The following is a 15390-nucleotide window of genomic DNA, read 5'->3' on the forward strand; positions in this document are numbered from 1 at the left end:
GTCGCATGGAGGACAGCATGACCACAACCGCCCCACGCGCAGACGTCACGTCGCTGCTCGAACGCTTCCGCAGCGTCCGTGAGCGGACCGACCGGCTGACCCGTGACCTCAGCCCCGAGGACCAGACCCCGCAGTCGATGACCGAGGCGAGCCCGGCGAAGTGGCACCGCGCCCACACGACGTGGTTCTTCGAGGAGTTCGTCCTCGGCGCCGATCCCGGCTACCGGCCGCGCGACCCTGCCTTCCGGTACCTCTTCAACAGCTACTACGAGGCGGTGGGCGAGCGGCACCCCCGCGCCGCCCGTGGCCACGTGACCCGCCCCGGCGTCGCGGAGGTCGCGGCCTACCGGGCCGATGTCGAGCAGCAGGTGGCCGAGCGGCTCGAGGCGGGCACGCTCGAGGAGGCGCAGGTCGCCCTCGTCGAGCTCGGCTGCCACCACGAGGAGCAGCACCAGGAGCTGCTCCTCATGGACCTCAAGCACCTGCTGTCGGGCAATGTCCTGCAACCGGTCTACGTCGAGCGGGCCCCGGACGCGGACCCGGCGACCGCCCCCGACCCGCTGCGCTGGACCCACGTCCCGGGCGGGGTGACCCACGTCGGTGACGACGGTGCGGGCTTCGCCTTCGACAACGAGCGCCCGCGCCACCGGGTGTGGCTCGAGGACGTCGAGATCGGCGCCCGTCAGGTCACCAACGCCGAGTGGCTCGAGTTCATCGGCGACGGCGGCTACGCGCGCCCCGACCTGTGGCTCTCCGACGGGTGGGCGAGCGTGCAGGCCGCCGGGTGGCGCGCGCCGGGCTACTGGCGCGAGGACGACGACGGGGGGTGGACCACCTTCACCCTCTCCGGCCGTCGACCGGTGGTCGCCGCCGAGCCGGTGTGCCACGTCTCCTTCTTCGAGGCCGACGCGTTCGCCCGCTGGGCCGGCCACCGCCTGCCCACCGAGCAGGAGTGGGAGGCGCGGGCCGCGAGCGGGCGCGAGGTGCGCGGGGGGCTGCTCGACCCGGAGCGCTGCCACCCCCTTCGCGCGGCCGAGGTGACCGTCGGCGACGTCTGGGAGTGGACGGCGAGCGCGTACGTGCCCTACCCCGGCTTCGAGACGGCGCCGGGCGCGGTGGGCGAGTACAACGGCAAGTTCATGAACGACCAGCACGTCCTGCGCGGAGCCTCGGCGATCACGCCCCCGCAGCACCCGCGCACGACCTACCGCAACTTCTTCCCCGCAGCCTCCCGATGGGCCTTCTCCGGCCTGCGGCTCGCCCGATGACCAGCACGCAGCAGCAGACCGACCAGCGCCACGAGCTCGAGGAGGACCTGCGCGAGGGCTTCTGGGCAGATCCGCCCACGCTGCCGCCGCGGTGGTTCTACGACGAGCGGGGCAGCCGGCTCTTCGACCAGATCACCTCCTTGCCGGAGTACTACCCGACGCGGGCTGAGCGCGAGATCCTGCAGCAGCGCAGCGCGCAGATCATCGAGGTCACGGACGCCAGCAGTGTCCACGAGCTCGGGGCCGGGACCTCCGCCAAGACCAGGGTCCTGCTCGATGAGCTCACCGCTGGTGGCCGGCCTGCCACGTATGCGCCGCTGGACATCAGCAGCGAGGTGCTCCTGGAGACCGCCGAGCAGCTGCAGAGGGAGTACCCCACGCTCGCGGTCGAGCCGGCCGTCGCCGACTTCCACCACCTGCCGCCGCTGGCCGGTGCGGACGGAGAGCGGCTGCTGCTCTTCCTCGGCGGGACGATCGGCAACTTCACCGAGGACGAGCGCGCGAGCTTCCTGCGGATGGTGCGCTCTGCCTTGGCTCCGGGCGACCACTTCCTCCTCGGCGCGGACCTCGTCAAGGACGCCGCCCGGCTGGTGGCCGCCTATGACGATGGCGCCGGGGTCACTGCGGAGTTCAACCTCAATCTCATCGAGGTCATCGACCGCCTGACTCCGGTCACGGGCCTGCGGCGCGGGGACTTCGAGCACGAGGCCGTCTGGGACGAGGGGTCCTCGCGCATCGAGATGCGGCTGCGGGCGGTCCGCGACGTCGAGGCGGAATTCACCGGCATCGGACGCACCTGGCAGCTGTCGAAGGGGGATCACCTGCGCACCGAGATCTCCCGCAAGTTCGACCCGGGCGAGCTGCGCGAAGAGCTGGCTGGTCACGGCCTCCAGCCCGTCGCAGGATGGACCGACGGGGCGGGAGACTTCTCGCTCACGCTGGCGCGGGTCGTGGACCCTCCGAGCGTGCCGTGACCTCCACCGTGCTCGACCGGTTCCGTGGCCGCATCCTCGGTGCGGGCAGCAGCAGCGGGGTGCGGCTGGTCATCGGTGACTGGTCGAGCTCACCGCTCGGATCCTTCACCGACGTCATGGTCGCGACGGCCGATGACCGGCGAATACTGGTCGCGCCGGACGCTGCCGTCGCGGACTACGTCGCTGCGACCTACTCCTTCGACGAGGTCCGCCTCTGCCCGGTGACCCTCGCCACCGACGAGCACGAGTGGCGGCTCGACGCGGGACCGTTGCGGTGCCGCGTCGAGCTGGGTGGGCGCACGGCCGTCGGCCGACTCCTGCGGCCCGTGCCGGACCGCATCGGTCGCAGCCGGGCCTTCGCACACCTCGCCGACCCGATCGCCAGGCGCCTGCTGCCGGGCGTGCGCACGGTCGGCAGCGCGGGCGGTGGGCGCCGCGAGTACTACGGCGCGCACGACCAGCACCACGTGACCTGGCTCGACGGCACCTGGGAGGGCGAGCCCCTCGGTGGCCTCCGGGCGGTGAGCCCGCCGCCGCGCTTCGGCTTCAGCTCCACCCCTGCCGCACCCGCGCTCACGCGGGTGACGACGACGGTGGCGCGGCCCTCCGGTGCGCCGGGTGGTCCCGCCGCCGGTCGTAGCGGGACCACCTGAGCGGGGAGCCGGTCAGAGGTGAACGAGCATCTTGCCGGTGTTGGCGCCCTGGAGGAGGTCCATGAAGGCCTGGGGGGCACCATCGAGCCCGTCGCGGAAGGTCTCGTCGCCCTGCAGCCGGCCCTCGGCCAGCCAACCGGCGGCGCGCTCGCGGTACTCGGCGGCGAGCTGTGGGTACTGGCCGACGATGAAGCCGCGCAGCGTCAGCCCCTTGCCGATGGCCTGGAAGAGGTTGCGCGGCCCGGGCGCGGGGTCGGTCGCGTTGTACTGGGAGATGGCGCCGCACATCGCGACCCGTCCATGGAGGCGAAGGGAGGAGATCGCCGCCTCGAGGTGGTCACCGCCGACATTGTCGAAGTAGACGTCGATGCCATCGGGAGCCGCGGCGCGCAGCCCCTCGCTGACGGGCGCCGTCTTGTAGTCGAAGGCCTCGTCGTAGCCGAGCTCGAGGGCGCGGGCGACCTTGGCGGGTGTGCCTGCCGAGCCGATGACCTTGGCGGCACCGAGGGCCTTGGCGATCTGCCCGGCCACCTGGCCGACGGCCCCGGCCGCACCCGAGACGAAGACGGTGTCTCCCTCGCGCATCTCGGCGACCGCGGTCAGGCCCACGTAGGCGGTCAGGCCGGGCATCCCGAGGACCCCGAGGTAGGCGGAGGCCGGCGCGACCTCGGTGTCGATGACCGACACCTTGGCCGCAGTCAGGATCGCGTGCTCGCGCCAGCCGAGCCCGTGCAGGACGTGCTGGCCGACGGCGATGTCGTCGGAGCGTGAGGCGATGACCTCACCCACCGCGCCGCCATCGAGTGGGGCGTCGACCTGGAAGGGCGCGACATAGGACTTCGCGTCGTTCATCCGACCGCGCATGTACGGGTCGACGGACATGACGACATTGCGCACGAGGACCTGGCCGTCGGCTAGCTCGGGCAGGTCGACGCTCTCGAGGCGGAAGTTGTCGCTCGTCGGCGCCCCGGTCGGGCGCGAGGCGAGGACGATCTGACGGGTGGTCGTGGGAGTGGTGCTCATGTGGTCCTCAGTCCTGCGTGACCGTGACGGTCACGTCGATGTTGCCGCGGGTGGCGTTGGAGTAGGGGCACACCTCGTGGGCGCGGTCGGCGAGCTGCTGGGCGACCTCGGCGTCGAGGTGCGGCAGGGTGACCTCGAGCTCGACGGCGAGCTGGAAGCCCCCGTCGTCATTCGGCCCGATGTGCACGCGGGCACCGACGGCCGAGTCGGTGACGTCGGCCCTCGCCTGCTTGGCGACCAGCTGGAGCGCGGAGTGGAAGCACGCGGCGTAACCGACGGCGAAGAGCTGCTCGGGGTTGGTCCCGTTGCCGGACCCGCCCATCTCCTGCGGGACCGCGAGGTCGAGGTCGAGCCGTCCGTCGGCGCTGCGGCCGTGGCCGTCGCGACCGGCGCCGGTGGCCAGCGCCTCTGCGGTGTAGATGGTCTTCATCGTGGTGCTCCTTGGGTGTCAGGGTGGGTGATCTCGGCCGCCGATGCGCAGAAGCGCTGGGCCAGGTCGCGCAGGGTGGCCAGCTCCTCGGGGTCGAGGTCGACCGTCTCGTAGAGGCGGCGCTGGATCGAGGCGACCTGCGTCTCGAGGTCGTTGCCGGCGTCGGTCAGGTGGATCGTCACGCGACGGGCGTCCTGCCCCGTGCGTCGACGCTCCACGAGTCCTCGTGCCGCCATCCTCGTCAGGAGAGGGGAGAGGGTGCCGCTGTCCAGGCTCAGGGCCTCGCCCAGGTCGGAGACGGTGCGCCCGTCCTGCTCCCACAGGGCGAGGAGCGTGACGTACTGGGTGTACGTCAGCCCGATCTCGTCGAGGGAGTCGCGGTATGCCGAGGTGGCCGCCCGCGCCGCCGAGTAGAGGGCGAAGCAGACCTGATGGTCGAGCCGATGGGTCTCCTGCATGGCAAGAAGCATTGCACACAATTAAATTGCGCACAATCGACTGTGTCCGGCCGACCTCACGGACGTGCCGGTCGTGCCAACTGGTCGACGGCCGCGTCGAAGACCCTGGGCATCGAGGTGGCCGCACGCACGATCCGTCGGCGGACCGGCCGGATGCTCGTGGCCAGCACCAGGCCACCGGTCAGCAGGTCGTGCCGTCGGCAGAGCCGACGCCACTCGTGCTCGTACCGCTCGGTCCGCTCGTCCCCGATGGCTGCCACGGCAGCGCGGGCCTGCGCCAGCCCGGATGCGATGCCCTCTCCGGTGAGCGCGTCGACGTATCCCGCTGCGTCCCCGACCAGGAGGACCCGGCCGGCCACCCTGCGCCGGGAGCGCTGACGTAGGGGGCCGGCACCTCGGGTGCGCGACCGGGCGTGTCCGCTGATCCGGTCCGCGAGGACGGGGAAGTTGGTGAGCAGGTCATCCAGCGGTCGGCGCGCCGTGGTGAGGACGGCGACGCCGATGCGGTCGCCATCCACCGGCGTCACGTAGGCCTCGCCGATGTCGGCCCAGTGCACCTCGACGAAGGGGGTCCACGGCGCGACCTCGACATGACACCTCAGTCCGTGGCGGCGGTGACGGCTCGGCGGCGCGTCCAGGTCGAGCAGCCGGCGCACGGACGAGTGGAGGCCGTCTGCCGCGATGAGGTACCGGGTCGGCTCCCCGTCGACGAGTAGGTGATCGCCGCGGTCGACGATCTCGCGCACCGGACGGTGCTCCACGTCGATCCCGACTTCGGTGGTGCGCCCGAGCAGGGCGGAGTGCAGCACGGTGCGCCGCACACCCAGTCCGCTTCCGCGGCGAAACCGCGCCTCTGCCGACCGGTCACCGTCGACGTAACGGATCCCGTCGATCGGGTGGCCGTGGGGACGCACGTCGAGGTCGCGCAGCGCGGCCACGGCCGGCGGCATCAGGCCCTCGCCGCACGCCTTGTCGATGACCCCGGCCCGGGGCTCGCGGACACCGACGTCGAGACCGTCACGGGCGGCGTACAGCGCGCTGGCCAGCCCGACCGGTCCCCCGCCGGCGACCAGCAGGTCACGCATCGGCGGGCCGCCTGCTGGGCAGGGATGCGAGCGCGGAGTCCTCGACCCGCAGTCGCACGGTCAGGAGGGCGGCGTTGAGGACGGTGAAGGACACCGCCGTGATCCAGGAGGCGTGCACCAGCGGGAGCGCGATGCCCTCGATGACCACGGCCACGTAGTTCGGGTGCGACAGGAAGCGGTAGGGGCCGCTGCGGACCGGGGGCAGACCAGGCACGACGATCACCCTGGTGTTCCAGCGAGGGCCCAGCGTGGCGATGCACCACCAGCGCAGGGCCTGGGCGAGCACGACGAGAGCCAGCATCGACCAGGCCAGCGCCGGAGCCACCTCGGGCCGGCGGACCACCGCCTCGACGAGCATGGCGACGAGGAAGGCGGTGTGCAGCACGACCATCACCGGGTAGTGGCCGCGGCCGGTCTCGCGCCCGCCGCGAGCGAAGCTCCACGCGGCATTGCGCCGGGACACCACCATCTCGGCCACACGCTCGAGCGCGACCAACGCGACCAGCACGACGAAGGCGGTGAGCGTGGTCATCGCTGGACCCCGGACCCGGGCGCGCGCAGCAGGACCAGCTCGGAGCAGAAGCCCGGTCCGAGTGCCATGAGCAGTCCGTGGCTGCCGGGAGCGGGGGGACGCGAGCGCAGGGTGTCGGCGAGCACGTGCAGGACCGAGGCGGAGGACAGGTTGCCGATCCTGGCGAGCGACTCACGGGTCAGCGCCACATCGTGCTCGCTGAGGCCGAGGGTGTCGCACAGGGCGTCGATGACCTTGGGACCGCCGGGGTGGCAGACCCACCAGCCGATGTCCTCGCGGGTCATCTCGTGATCGGCGAGGAAGGCGTCGACGTCCTCGCCGATGTAGCGACCGACGATCGCGGGGACCTGTGCGTCGAGCACGATCCGCAGCCCCGTGTGGCCCACGTCGAATCCCATGGTGCGCTCGGAGTCCGGGTAGAGCCGGCTGCGGTTGTCGAGGACCTCGACGGCGGCATGCTCACCGGGGCCTCCCCGGGCGACCACGGCAGCGGCGCCGTCTCCGAACAGGCCACTCGCGACGAGGTTGGCCGTCGAGGTGTCGTCGCGCTGCACGGTCAGCGAGCACAGCTCGACGGTGACCAGGACCGCGATGTCCCCGGGGTGCCCCACGAGATAGTCGTTGAGTCGGGCGATGCCGGCCGCGCCGGCCACGCACCCGAGACCGACGAGAGGCATCCGCCGCACGTCCGGCCGCAGCCCGAGACGGGCAGCGATCCGCGCGTCCAGCGTCGGGATCGCCAAGCCCGTCACCGTCGCGCAGGCGATGAGGTCGACGTCCCCGACCGTCAGTCCCGAGGCGACGAGGGCCTCCTCGAGGGCTCGGGCGCCGAGGTCGACCGCGTGCTCGAGGAAGAGGTCGTTGGCCTGGCCGAAGTTCTCCAGGAGCCCGTAGTCGGTGAGCGGCAGGACCAGGTTGCGGTGCTCCACGCCGGCGTTGGCGTGCAGCCGTCGCAGAACCGCTTGGTCCGTGCGGCCGCGGGTGATGACTTCCGCGAAGGCGTCCGTGATCTCGGCCTGGGAGTGTCGGTGCGCGGGCAGAGTCCCGCGCACGGCGAGGATTCGGGTGGTTGACACGTCAAGGGCCTTTCGTCGGAATGATCTGGTGGCGCAGGAGTGCGTCCCCGAGCGAGACGACCAGACGAGGCGTCAGCCGCCCGTCACCCAGCCCGAGCTCGACGAGGTCGTCGAAGGTGCGCTGGTCGCGGGCCGCGCCGATGATCCCGGCCTCGACGACCGCGGGCCGTCGGGTCAGACGGGCCGCCAGGCAGGTGTGCCGCAGGTGCTGGCCGAGCGCACCCCTCACCGCCGCCCGGTACCGGGCCCCCGCTGCCCCCGGCTCGCCGTCGAGGCCGGCCATGGCGGCGGTGCCCGCGAGCGCACCCGTGGCCACGGCGTAGAAGATGCCCTCACCGGTCATCGGGTTGACCAGTCTCGCGGCGTCCCCGGCGTAGAGCACAGTGCCATCGGGCTGCTCCCGCCCCCACCCCCAGCCCGAGAGCGGCAGGTGATGACCACGCCAGTTCTCGCCGTGCTCCACCGTGCCGGGGATCAGCTGCTCCAGCTGCTCGAGCAACCACCGACGCGAAGGGGGGCGACCCTCACCGAGCAGCTCCCCGTAGCCGACGTTGGACAGGCCGTCACCGCGGTCGAAGGCCCAGGCGTAGGAGGGCTGGACCTCCCCGTCGCCGTACCGGATCACCTGGCGGCCGACCCGGTCCGGACGGGTCGGGGCATAACCACGGATGGCGAGAGCCAGCCGACCGCTGCGATCGCCACCGAGGGCGCAACGGACCGCGGAGTGGGCGCCGTCGGCCGCCACGACGACCCGGGCTCGGATCTCCTCGTCGAGGAGGACGACGGAGTCATCGGTACGTACCCGGCGCACCCGATGGTGCCCCAGGACGGCACCCGCGGCGACGGCATGTTCCACCAAGCGAGCGTCGAAGACCTGCCGCGGGACGACCCAGACCGGACGGGCCATCCGGCCGCGGACGGCGTGAGGGCCTCGGGAGAGCTCGAGATGCTGCAGCGGTTCCCACCCATCGACCACACCACCGGCGCCGAGGGGCCGCAGGACGTCGAGCACGTGAGGGGCGATGCCGTCGCCGCAGCTCTTGTCCCGGGGGAAGCGCTCCCGATCCAGCAGCAGCACCCGGGCGTCGGGCCGGCGTGCCAGCGCGCCCATGGCGGCGGTGGCACCGGCCGGGCCGGCCCCGACGACCACCAGGTCCCACGTCTCCGCGGTCATCGGGCCAGCACCAGAAGCAGCACGTCGATGACCGCGATGCCGATCGCTGCCCGGAACGGTGACCGCCCGCGCGCGAGGAGCGCAGTGGCCGCGAGGACGGCGACGGCCAGCAGGGCGAGGGTCAGTACCGCGGCCGGCACCGCGTTGGTGCCCAGGGTGATGACGAGCGTCGCCGCGCTGAGGCTGACCACGGCCAGGAGCGACGCCGCGCGGTGACCGATCCGGTGCGCCAGTCCGCGGACACCGGTGGCCTCGTCGTCAGAGAGGTCGGGTAGGACGTTGACCAGGTGCGCCCCGACACCAAGGAGTGCGCCGCCGACCGGGATCCATCCCGGCGGTGGGCCGGCTCCGGGGGCGGCGAGCGCGACGAAGACCGGCAGACCGCCGAAGGCCACGGCATAGGGCATCCATGACAGCACGGTGGCCTTCACCCCGAGGTTGTACGCCCAGCCCGCCGCGACACAGCCCAGATGTACCATCCCCGCGACCGCGCCGCAGGCCAGGGAGAGTCCCACCGTGGCCGCGATGGCCACGAAGCAGGCCACCTGAACGGTCGCCTCGCTCAGCTCGCCGGTGGCCAGCGGCTTGTCGGCCCTGCCGACGGTGCGGTCACGACGGACGTCGAGCAGGTCATTGCCCCACCCGATGGACAGCTGCCCGGCAAGGACCGCGGCCGCGAGCAAGGCCACCCGCGGCGCGGGGTGCTGCGTGGAGACGGCGAAGGCCGCCGCCAGCGCCGTCACCGCCAGGGTGGGGCCGGGGTGGCAGGCGCGGACCAGCGCCACGGGACGGGCCCTCGTCGGACCGGCCCTCATGGCGTCGACGCATAAAGGTCCGACACGTGACCCAGGGTGTCGATCCGGCGGTCGGCCGCCGTCGCGAGCTGCTCCAGCATCCACGGACTGAGCGCCCATGGGGCTGCCCGCGCGGCGGCGGCCAGCTCCCCGGGCGCCACCCACCGCAGATCCATCACCTCGTCGGCGTTGGGGCGCGGCCGCTCCCGGGTGCGGGCGGTGAAGACCGGGCACACCTCGTTCTCGACGGTGCCGGAGGCATCCACGGCCCGGTAGCGGAAGTGGGGCAGCAGGGGATGCACGTCGTGGATGCGGAGACCGAGCTCGTGCTCCGCATGGCGACGGACCGCGTCCTCCAGCGCCTCGTCCGGGCGCGGGTGGCCGCAGAAGGAGTTGGTCCACACCCCCGGCCAGGTGCGTTTGACCAGGGCCCGGCGGGTGAGCAGCACGCGCCCGGAGTCGTCGTGGAGGTAGCAGGAGAAGGCCAGGTGGAGTGGCGTGCTCTCGCTGTGGACGCTGGCGCGGGGCGCGGTGCCCGTCGGGGTGCCGTCGTCGTCGAGCAGGACGACCTCGTCCGGCGGTGCCGGGCTCGGCGAACCGGTGTCATGCGTCATCTGGGATCTCCCGGGTCGGGTCTGGGCCGGACAGCCCCAGCGTGACCGCCCACCGTTGCCACGGTGGAGCGTCGCGCCAGTTGATGCGCAGGGTGCGCAGCGCTCGGACGAGGCGCCGGCGGCGTTGTGCGGCTCCGCGCAGGGACCGTGCTGACACTCCGACGGTGAGCGAGCGCACCAGGCAGATCTTCGCGGCCGGGCCCAGCACCAGGGCCAGATCCATGTCATCGTGCAGCTCGCGGTCGTCGCGATGCACCCTTCCGCTCGCCTGCTGCCACGCGCTCCGGCGCACCGCCATAGAGGAACCCCACAGCACGTGATGGCCGGCGGCTGCGGCACCGAGGAGGTAGTAGCTGCCCAGGTAGGCGACCGAGAGCAGCAGCCGCAGGCCCCGCGGCCCGTCGTGGAAGACACCGACGCCGGTGACGGCCACCGCCCCCGGCCGGCGCTCCAGGGCGGTGGCGACCTGCCAGACCCAGTCCGCCGAAGGGAGTGAGTCGGCGTCCAGTCGGGCGATGACCGAGCCCATGGCCGCGTCGTACCCCGTGGCGGCCGCGGCGGGGACACCGACGACGGGTTCCGTCACCACCCGGGCACCGAACTCTCGCGCCACGGCCGCTGAGTCGTCGGTGGATGCGTTGTCCACGACGATGATCTCGAGCGGAGTCATCGTCTGCTCGGCCAGTGCCGACAGACAGCGGCGGAGCTGCAGGGCGTCGTCACGTACCGGGATGACCACACTGACGTCAGTCATGCTCGTGCCTCCCCACGCCGCTCAGCGCCACCCCGGCGCAGGCCGACCCGAGGGTGCCCGCAAGGAGGTCGCCCATGGTGTCGTCGTAGCCGACGTTGATGGCGTCGTCGAGCCACGTGTGACCCGCCCACTCACCGAGCTCCCACAGCACTCCGAGCAGCGCACCGAGGGCGAGGGTCATCAGGACCGTCCCGGACCGCGAGGGGGTGGTGGGCAGCACCCCGAGGCGGCGCAGGAAGCCCAGGATGATGACGGACAGCAGCCCCGTCGCGACGGCATGGGTCGGGAGGTCGAGCAGGGGGAGGGCCGCGTACCAGCCGAGGGTGGCAGCCCAGGCCGCGAAGAGGATCGTCGGCCCGGTCACGGCCTGCAGGACGCCGGGGAGGCTCCCCACCCGTGCCACCGTCAGACCCAGCAGGACGAGCGCGAAGAGGGCGACGATGGTCGCTCCCCACCAGAAGGCGGCCACGAGGGACAGCAGGCCGGCCACGGCCGAGGCGTGGGTGGTCACCCGGGCCCAGCGGGGCCCGTGGACGTCGAGCTCAGGAGGCACGGCTGATCCAGATGAAGAGCTGGGTCAGCAGGAACCCGGTGAGCAGGTTGAGCCAGATGAACCGGCGCCAGCCCGCGTTGGCGCGCTCGCACTCCTCGTCCGACAGGTTGAGGAAGGCCGCGGTGCTGGCCGCGTAGGGAAGCGCGAGTGCACCGGCCAGGGCCATGGGCCACCCGGTGGGGAGGAGGAGGAGGCCGGCCGCGAGGTAGCCGAGGAAGGCCACCCGCACCGTGCCTGCCGCCCCGAGCGCGGTTGCCACGGAGGCGATGCCTGCGGTGCGGTCGGCGCGGATGTCCTGGACGGCACCGAAGGCGTGCGAGGCCATCCCCCACACGAAGAAGGCCGCCAGGGCGGCGAGCACGCCGGGCGTGAAGGTGGCCCCTGCCAGGGTCAGCCCGAGCACGGCCGGGCTGACGAAGTGGGTGCTGGAGGTGATCGAGTCGAGCCCGGGACGTTCCTTGAAGCGCAACGCGGGGGCCGAGTAGGCGATGACGGCGCCGACGCTGACAGCCAGCACCATCGCGGACCGGCCGTCACCCCAGGCGAGGAGAAGGAGCACGAAGGGGAGGTTGGTCAGCGTGGCCGCCCACAGGATGACCCGGTGCCAGCGACGGGCGAGCACGATCCCTTCGATGCCGCCCTTGCGCGGGTTGCGCAGATCGGACTCGTAGTCGAAGACGTCGTTGATGCCGTACATCAGCAGGTTGTACGGGACGAGGAACCAGATCGTGCCGATCAGGAGGATGGGGGTGACTCCGCCCCCGGCCAGCAGGTAGGCGGCCGCGAAGGGATAGGCCGTGTTGATCCAGCTCACTGGCCGCGACGAGCCGAGCAGCTGTCGCAGGACCGTGGGCACGGATGCCCTCGGGTCGCCGGTCACGGATGGAGAGGCCGTCATCGCCCCGGCTCCGCGGGGTCTCGGTCTGGTGCCAGCAGCTCGCGCAGCGCTGGAAGGAGCAGGCCAGCGGCCACCGGCCACGCAAGGTCCTCGATGGGAGCACGCCACAACCGCACTCCCACGAGGGAATCCGCGTCGAAGCGGAACAGGTCGGCGATGATCATCAGGCTGTCGAAGACGATCGTGAGGAGCACGAGCACCGAGATCGTCAGGCCGGTCGTCAGCCACCACCGGGCGGAGAGGCGACGCCGGATCGTCGCGACGATCGCGATCGCGGCTGCCCCGACGACGAAGCCTGCTGCCAGATCGGCATACGTCACCGTGAATCCCGCCCCGCACGTCGGAGGACACCTGCCACCAGGGCGTGCAGCACCAAGGTGGTGTAGCAGAGGAAGGTGATGAAGAGCAGCTCCTCGACCGGCAGCTCGGGGGCGAGCAGCACCCCGCTCATCGCCGGGCTGTCCCCTCGGTGGTAGAAGCCGCGCGAGATGGCCAGGACGTCCCACAGCAGGAAGAAGGCGATGCCCCCAGCGAGGGTGACGAGTGCGCGCCGCCGATCGGACCACAGGACGAGGCCGAAGCGAGCGTCGAGCAGGGCCATGCAGCCGGTGGTGACAAGAAGCGTCAGGGCATAGGACACGGCGATCACGATGGCACCCCGTCCCGGCGGGCCGACGTCTGCGGCGTCGGTGAGGGGCCGCTCGAGGTGTCGCCGCGCAGGTGCTTGAGCACCAGCTCCGCGCTGATGAGGCACATCGGGAGGCCGATGCCCGGGATCGTGCTGGACCCGGCGTAGTAGAGGCCGTCGATGCGCCGGGACCGGTTGCGGGTGCGCCAGAGCGCGCTCTGGCGAAGGGTGTGGCTGGGCCCGAGCATGCCGCCCCGCCACGCGAGCAGATCGGTCGCGAAGTCACCTGGACCGATGGTGCGACGCACCACGATGCGCTCCGCCAGGTCAGGGATCCTGGCCCATTGCGCGATCTGGTCGATGGCCTCATCGGCGATCGCCTCGACGTCCCGGTCGCCGAGACCGTCCTCCCCGCCTCGGCCGAGCGACGGGTCTGCCGGCACCGGGACGAGGACGAAGAGGTTTTCGTGGCCGGCAGGGGCGACCGAGGTGTCGGTGGCGGACGGTTTGCAGACGTAGACGGAGGCGGGACGAGGAACCCGCCCCCCGAAGATCGCGTCGAAGTTGGCGCGCCAGTCTCGCGTGAAGAAGAGGGAGTGGTGTGGCAGCTGGGGCAGTTCTCCGCGCACGCCGAGCATCACCAGCACTGCGCCGGGGCCGCTGGTGCGCCGGTCCCAGTACCGCTGCGGATATGTCCGCAGCCGCTTCGTCAGGAGCTGGGTCTCCAGATGGTGAAGGTCACCGGCCCCGACGACGACCTCGGCCTCGTGGTGGTGCTCGTGCCCGTGCACGTCGCGCCAGTGCACCCCGGTGACCTTGGCCCGGGGGCGTCGGCCCCATCTCGCTGCGACGCCCTGCGAGGGTGCGGTCGTCACCTCGGTCACGGTGGCGCTGGTGCGGATCCGTACCCCGTGGTCGGCGGCCAGGTCGGCGACGGTCGCGATGAGGCGGGTGAACCCACCCTGGGGGTACATGACCCCTCCGGTCAGGTCGAGGGCGCTCATCAGGTGGTAGAGGCCCGGGGCGCGATCCGGGGAGGACCCCAGGAAGACAGCGGGGTAGCCGAGGACCTGGCGTAGTCGCTCGTCCCGGAACCGCGAGGCGATGAACCCCTCGAGGGACCTGGCCAGCAGGGGCAGCAGCGTCGGGAGACGGCGCAGGACTGCAGGATGGGCCAGCCCCAGGGGTGAGGTGAAGCTGGTGTACAGGAAGTGGCGTATCGCGAGATCGTGGGCCTGCGTCCCGGAGGCGATGTACTCGGCGAGCGCATCGCCGGCACCCGGCTCGATCCGGTCGAAGGTGGCGATGTTGAGCGCCGTCTCCCGACGGATGTCGAGCTGGGGCCTGGGGGTCTGGCCATCGCCTTCGAAGAACACCCGGTAGGCCGGGTCCAGGACGCGCAGGTCAAGCTGCTCCTGGGCGGAGGTGCCGAGCAGACGGAAGAAGTGGTCGAAGACCTCCGGCATGAGATACCACGACGGGCCGGTGTCGAAGCGAAAACCGGCGGCGCTGTGCGAACCGGCCCGACCACCCAGGACGGGCTGCTGCTCGAAGAGGTCGACGTCGTGCCCGTCCGCCGCCAGGAGCGCTGACGCGGCGAGCCCGGCGATACCGCCACCTATCACCGAGACCCTCATCTGGCCGCCACCACGCTCTGCGCGATGATCCGCGCCTTGACCACGTCCGGGACCCGCACCCGCTCCCGAGTGATGTCGGCGGCCGGGGTGGCGCGTAGCCGGGCCGACAGGGCGGCAAAGAGTGCATGGGCGGCGTGCACGGCGCGTCTGCTGCTCGGGGGCAGGTGCTCGATCGTCTCGGCTGCAGCCGCCAGGTCGGCGTCGATGTCGTCGAGCAGCAGATCGCGCTCGCGGTCGGTGAAGGTGCTGACGTCGACCCCGGCGAAGTACGTTCGACCCAAGAGGTGCTGGTCGTTGTGGAGGTCGCGTACGAAGTTGATCTTCTGGAATGCGGCGCCCAGTCGTTGGGCACCCTCCGCCAGCTGGTCGTAGGAGCGTTCGTCGTTCCCGGTGAAGACCCGCAGACACATCAGGCCCACGACCTCTGCCGAGCCGTGGACGTAGCGGGCGAGGCTCTGCTCGTCGTGCTGCTGGACGGACAGGTCGGCCCGCATGGCATCGAAGAACGGGTCGATCAAGTCGGCATCGATCCCGTGCTCCACGGCGGTGAGGGCGAAGGCATGGACGATGAGGTTGGCGCTGCCCCCGGTCTCGAGTGCCCTCGTGGTCTGGTCCTGCAGGTCGTCCAGCAGTCGCGCACGCTGGCTCTGCGACCATGCCTGTCGCTCGTCATCCACCAGCTCGTCGGCCACGCGCACCAAGGCATAGATGCAGCGCACATGACTTCGCACGGGTTCGTGCAGGAGCCGCGTCGCCCACCCGAAGGAGGTCGAGTAGTGACCGATGACGACACCAGCGCTGGCGCGGGCCGCCACGTCGTAGGAGGGTCGTGCACTCCT

Annotated in this window: 19 protein-coding genes; 3 read left to right on the forward strand and 16 right to left on the reverse strand. The window is 71.8% G+C overall.

From position 1 onward, the window contains the following. Positions 1 to 17 precede the first annotated feature (17 nt). Genes egtB through ABC138_RS09730 form a run of 3 tightly spaced genes read left to right on the forward strand, consistent with a single transcriptional unit; the run spans position 18 to position 2895 of the window. A complete protein-coding gene (gene egtB, locus ABC138_RS09720; RefSeq protein WP_345913538.1) occupies positions 18 to 1268 on the forward strand; it encodes an ergothioneine biosynthesis protein EgtB in 1251 nt (416 codons plus the stop codon). Beyond that, on the forward strand, positions 1265 to 2242 hold the full coding sequence (gene egtD, locus ABC138_RS09725; RefSeq protein ID WP_345913540.1) for an L-histidine N(alpha)-methyltransferase: 978 nt from the start codon (positions 1265 to 1267) through the stop codon (positions 2240 to 2242). The genes egtB and egtD overlap by 4 nt, the downstream gene beginning before the upstream one ends. Further along, the gene (locus tag ABC138_RS09730) at positions 2239 to 2895 is read left to right on the forward strand and encodes a hypothetical protein (protein ID WP_345913541.1); all 657 of its coding nucleotides are present in this window, start codon (positions 2239 to 2241) and stop codon (positions 2893 to 2895) included. The genes egtD and ABC138_RS09730 overlap by 4 nt, the downstream gene beginning before the upstream one ends. A 12-nt stretch (positions 2896 to 2907) precedes the next feature. Here ABC138_RS09730 and ABC138_RS09735 read toward each other — a convergent pair whose 3' ends face one another. The 16 genes from ABC138_RS09735 to ABC138_RS09810 are packed head-to-tail and all read right to left on the reverse strand — an operon-like array spanning position 2908 to position 15366. Beyond that, positions 2908 to 3918 (reverse strand): NADP-dependent oxidoreductase, encoded by a 1011-nt coding sequence (locus ABC138_RS09735; protein WP_345913542.1) that lies wholly within the window; start codon positions 3916 to 3918, stop codon positions 2908 to 2910. A 7-nt stretch (positions 3919 to 3925) separates the two neighbouring features. Beyond that, positions 3926 to 4348 carry an organic hydroperoxide resistance protein gene (locus ABC138_RS09740; protein WP_345913543.1) on the reverse strand — a complete coding sequence of 141 codons (423 nt, stop codon included), beginning with the start codon at positions 4346 to 4348 and terminating at the stop codon, positions 3926 to 3928. Further along, positions 4345 to 4806 (reverse strand): MarR family transcriptional regulator, encoded by a 462-nt coding sequence (locus ABC138_RS09745; protein WP_345913544.1) that lies wholly within the window; start codon positions 4804 to 4806, stop codon positions 4345 to 4347. Before ABC138_RS09745 ends, ABC138_RS09740 begins: the two co-directional genes overlap by 4 nt. 56 nt (positions 4807 to 4862) lie before the next feature. After that, a complete protein-coding gene (locus ABC138_RS09750) occupies positions 4863 to 5891 on the reverse strand; it encodes an NAD(P)/FAD-dependent oxidoreductase (RefSeq protein WP_345913545.1) in 1029 nt (342 codons plus the stop codon). Next, positions 5884 to 6423 carry an isoprenylcysteine carboxyl methyltransferase family protein gene (locus ABC138_RS09755; RefSeq protein WP_345913546.1) on the reverse strand — a complete coding sequence of 180 codons (540 nt, stop codon included), beginning with the start codon at positions 6421 to 6423 and terminating at the stop codon, positions 5884 to 5886. The genes ABC138_RS09750 and ABC138_RS09755 overlap by 8 nt, the downstream gene beginning before the upstream one ends. Beyond that, the gene (locus ABC138_RS09760) at positions 6420 to 7499 is read right to left on the reverse strand and encodes a 3-oxoacyl-[acyl-carrier-protein] synthase III C-terminal domain-containing protein (RefSeq protein ID WP_345913547.1); all 1080 of its coding nucleotides are present in this window, start codon (positions 7497 to 7499) and stop codon (positions 6420 to 6422) included. Before ABC138_RS09760 ends, ABC138_RS09755 begins: the two co-directional genes overlap by 4 nt. Position 7500: 1 nt before the next feature. Next, complete coding sequence (locus ABC138_RS09765) at positions 7501 to 8673, reverse strand: geranylgeranyl reductase family protein (protein WP_345913548.1); 1173 nt, start codon at positions 8671 to 8673, stop codon at positions 7501 to 7503. Further along, on the reverse strand, positions 8670 to 9488 hold the full coding sequence (locus ABC138_RS09770; RefSeq protein ID WP_345913549.1) for a UbiA family prenyltransferase: 819 nt from the start codon (positions 9486 to 9488) through the stop codon (positions 8670 to 8672). Before ABC138_RS09770 ends, ABC138_RS09765 begins: the two co-directional genes overlap by 4 nt. Next, positions 9485 to 10081 (reverse strand): isopentenyl-diphosphate Delta-isomerase, encoded by a 597-nt coding sequence (gene idi, locus ABC138_RS09775; protein ID WP_345913550.1) that lies wholly within the window; start codon positions 10079 to 10081, stop codon positions 9485 to 9487. Before idi ends, ABC138_RS09770 begins: the two co-directional genes overlap by 4 nt. Further along, positions 10071 to 10835 carry a glycosyltransferase family A protein gene (locus tag ABC138_RS09780; RefSeq protein WP_345913551.1) on the reverse strand — a complete coding sequence of 255 codons (765 nt, stop codon included), beginning with the start codon at positions 10833 to 10835 and terminating at the stop codon, positions 10071 to 10073. Before ABC138_RS09780 ends, idi begins: the two co-directional genes overlap by 11 nt. Continuing rightward, entirely contained in the window at positions 10828 to 11388 is a 561-nt protein-coding gene (locus ABC138_RS09785; protein WP_345913553.1) for a hypothetical protein, read from the reverse strand. The genes ABC138_RS09780 and ABC138_RS09785 overlap by 8 nt, the downstream gene beginning before the upstream one ends. Continuing rightward, positions 11378 to 12286, reverse strand: coding sequence for a prenyltransferase (locus ABC138_RS09790; protein WP_345913555.1), 909 nt, complete (start codon positions 12284 to 12286; stop codon positions 11378 to 11380). Before ABC138_RS09790 ends, ABC138_RS09785 begins: the two co-directional genes overlap by 11 nt. Beyond that, complete coding sequence (locus ABC138_RS09795) at positions 12283 to 12606, reverse strand: lycopene cyclase domain-containing protein (protein ID WP_345913557.1); 324 nt, start codon at positions 12604 to 12606, stop codon at positions 12283 to 12285. Before ABC138_RS09795 ends, ABC138_RS09790 begins: the two co-directional genes overlap by 4 nt. Continuing rightward, positions 12603 to 12935 (reverse strand): lycopene cyclase domain-containing protein, encoded by a 333-nt coding sequence (locus ABC138_RS09800; RefSeq protein WP_345913558.1) that lies wholly within the window; start codon positions 12933 to 12935, stop codon positions 12603 to 12605. Before ABC138_RS09800 ends, ABC138_RS09795 begins: the two co-directional genes overlap by 4 nt. Next, positions 12932 to 14551, reverse strand: coding sequence for a phytoene desaturase family protein (crtI, locus tag ABC138_RS09805; protein ID WP_345913559.1), 1620 nt, complete (start codon positions 14549 to 14551; stop codon positions 12932 to 12934). Before crtI ends, ABC138_RS09800 begins: the two co-directional genes overlap by 4 nt. Beyond that, on the reverse strand, positions 14548 to 15366 hold the full coding sequence (locus ABC138_RS09810; protein WP_345913560.1) for a squalene/phytoene synthase family protein: 819 nt from the start codon (positions 15364 to 15366) through the stop codon (positions 14548 to 14550). Before ABC138_RS09810 ends, crtI begins: the two co-directional genes overlap by 4 nt. Positions 15367 to 15390 lie beyond the last annotated feature (24 nt).

Source organism: Janibacter sp. LM (assembly GCF_039631275.1).
Classification (GTDB): Bacteria; Actinomycetota; Actinomycetes; order Actinomycetales; family Dermatophilaceae; genus Janibacter; species Janibacter terrae.

Coding starts and splice junctions, on each gene's coding strand:
- egtB (WP_345913538.1), top strand. CDS start 18: ATGACCACAACCGCCCCACGCGCAGACGTCACGTCGCTGCTCGAACGC.
- egtD (WP_345913540.1), top strand. CDS start 1,265: ATGACCAGCACGCAGCAGCAGACCGACCAGCGCCACGAGCTCGAGGAG.
- ABC138_RS09735 (WP_345913542.1), bottom strand. CDS start 3,918: ATGAGCACCACTCCCACGACCACCCGTCAGATCGTCCTCGCCTCGCGC.
- ABC138_RS09740 (WP_345913543.1), bottom strand. CDS start 4,348: ATGAAGACCATCTACACCGCAGAGGCGCTGGCCACCGGCGCCGGTCGC.
- ABC138_RS09745 (WP_345913544.1), bottom strand. CDS start 4,806: ATGCAGGAGACCCATCGGCTCGACCATCAGGTCTGCTTCGCCCTCTAC.
- ABC138_RS09750 (WP_345913545.1), bottom strand. CDS start 5,891: ATGCGTGACCTGCTGGTCGCCGGCGGGGGACCGGTCGGGCTGGCCAGC.
- ABC138_RS09755 (WP_345913546.1), bottom strand. CDS start 6,423: ATGACCACGCTCACCGCCTTCGTCGTGCTGGTCGCGTTGGTCGCGCTC.
- ABC138_RS09765 (WP_345913548.1), bottom strand. CDS start 8,673: ATGACCGCGGAGACGTGGGACCTGGTGGTCGTCGGGGCCGGCCCGGCC.
- ABC138_RS09770 (WP_345913549.1), bottom strand. CDS start 9,488: ATGAGGGCCGGTCCGACGAGGGCCCGTCCCGTGGCGCTGGTCCGCGCC.
- idi (WP_345913550.1), bottom strand. CDS start 10,081: ATGACGCATGACACCGGTTCGCCGAGCCCGGCACCGCCGGACGAGGTC.
- ABC138_RS09780 (WP_345913551.1), bottom strand. CDS start 10,835: ATGACTGACGTCAGTGTGGTCATCCCGGTACGTGACGACGCCCTGCAG.
- ABC138_RS09790 (WP_345913555.1), bottom strand. CDS start 12,286: ATGACGGCCTCTCCATCCGTGACCGGCGACCCGAGGGCATCCGTGCCC.
- crtI (WP_345913559.1), bottom strand. CDS start 14,551: ATGAGGGTCTCGGTGATAGGTGGCGGTATCGCCGGGCTCGCCGCGTCA.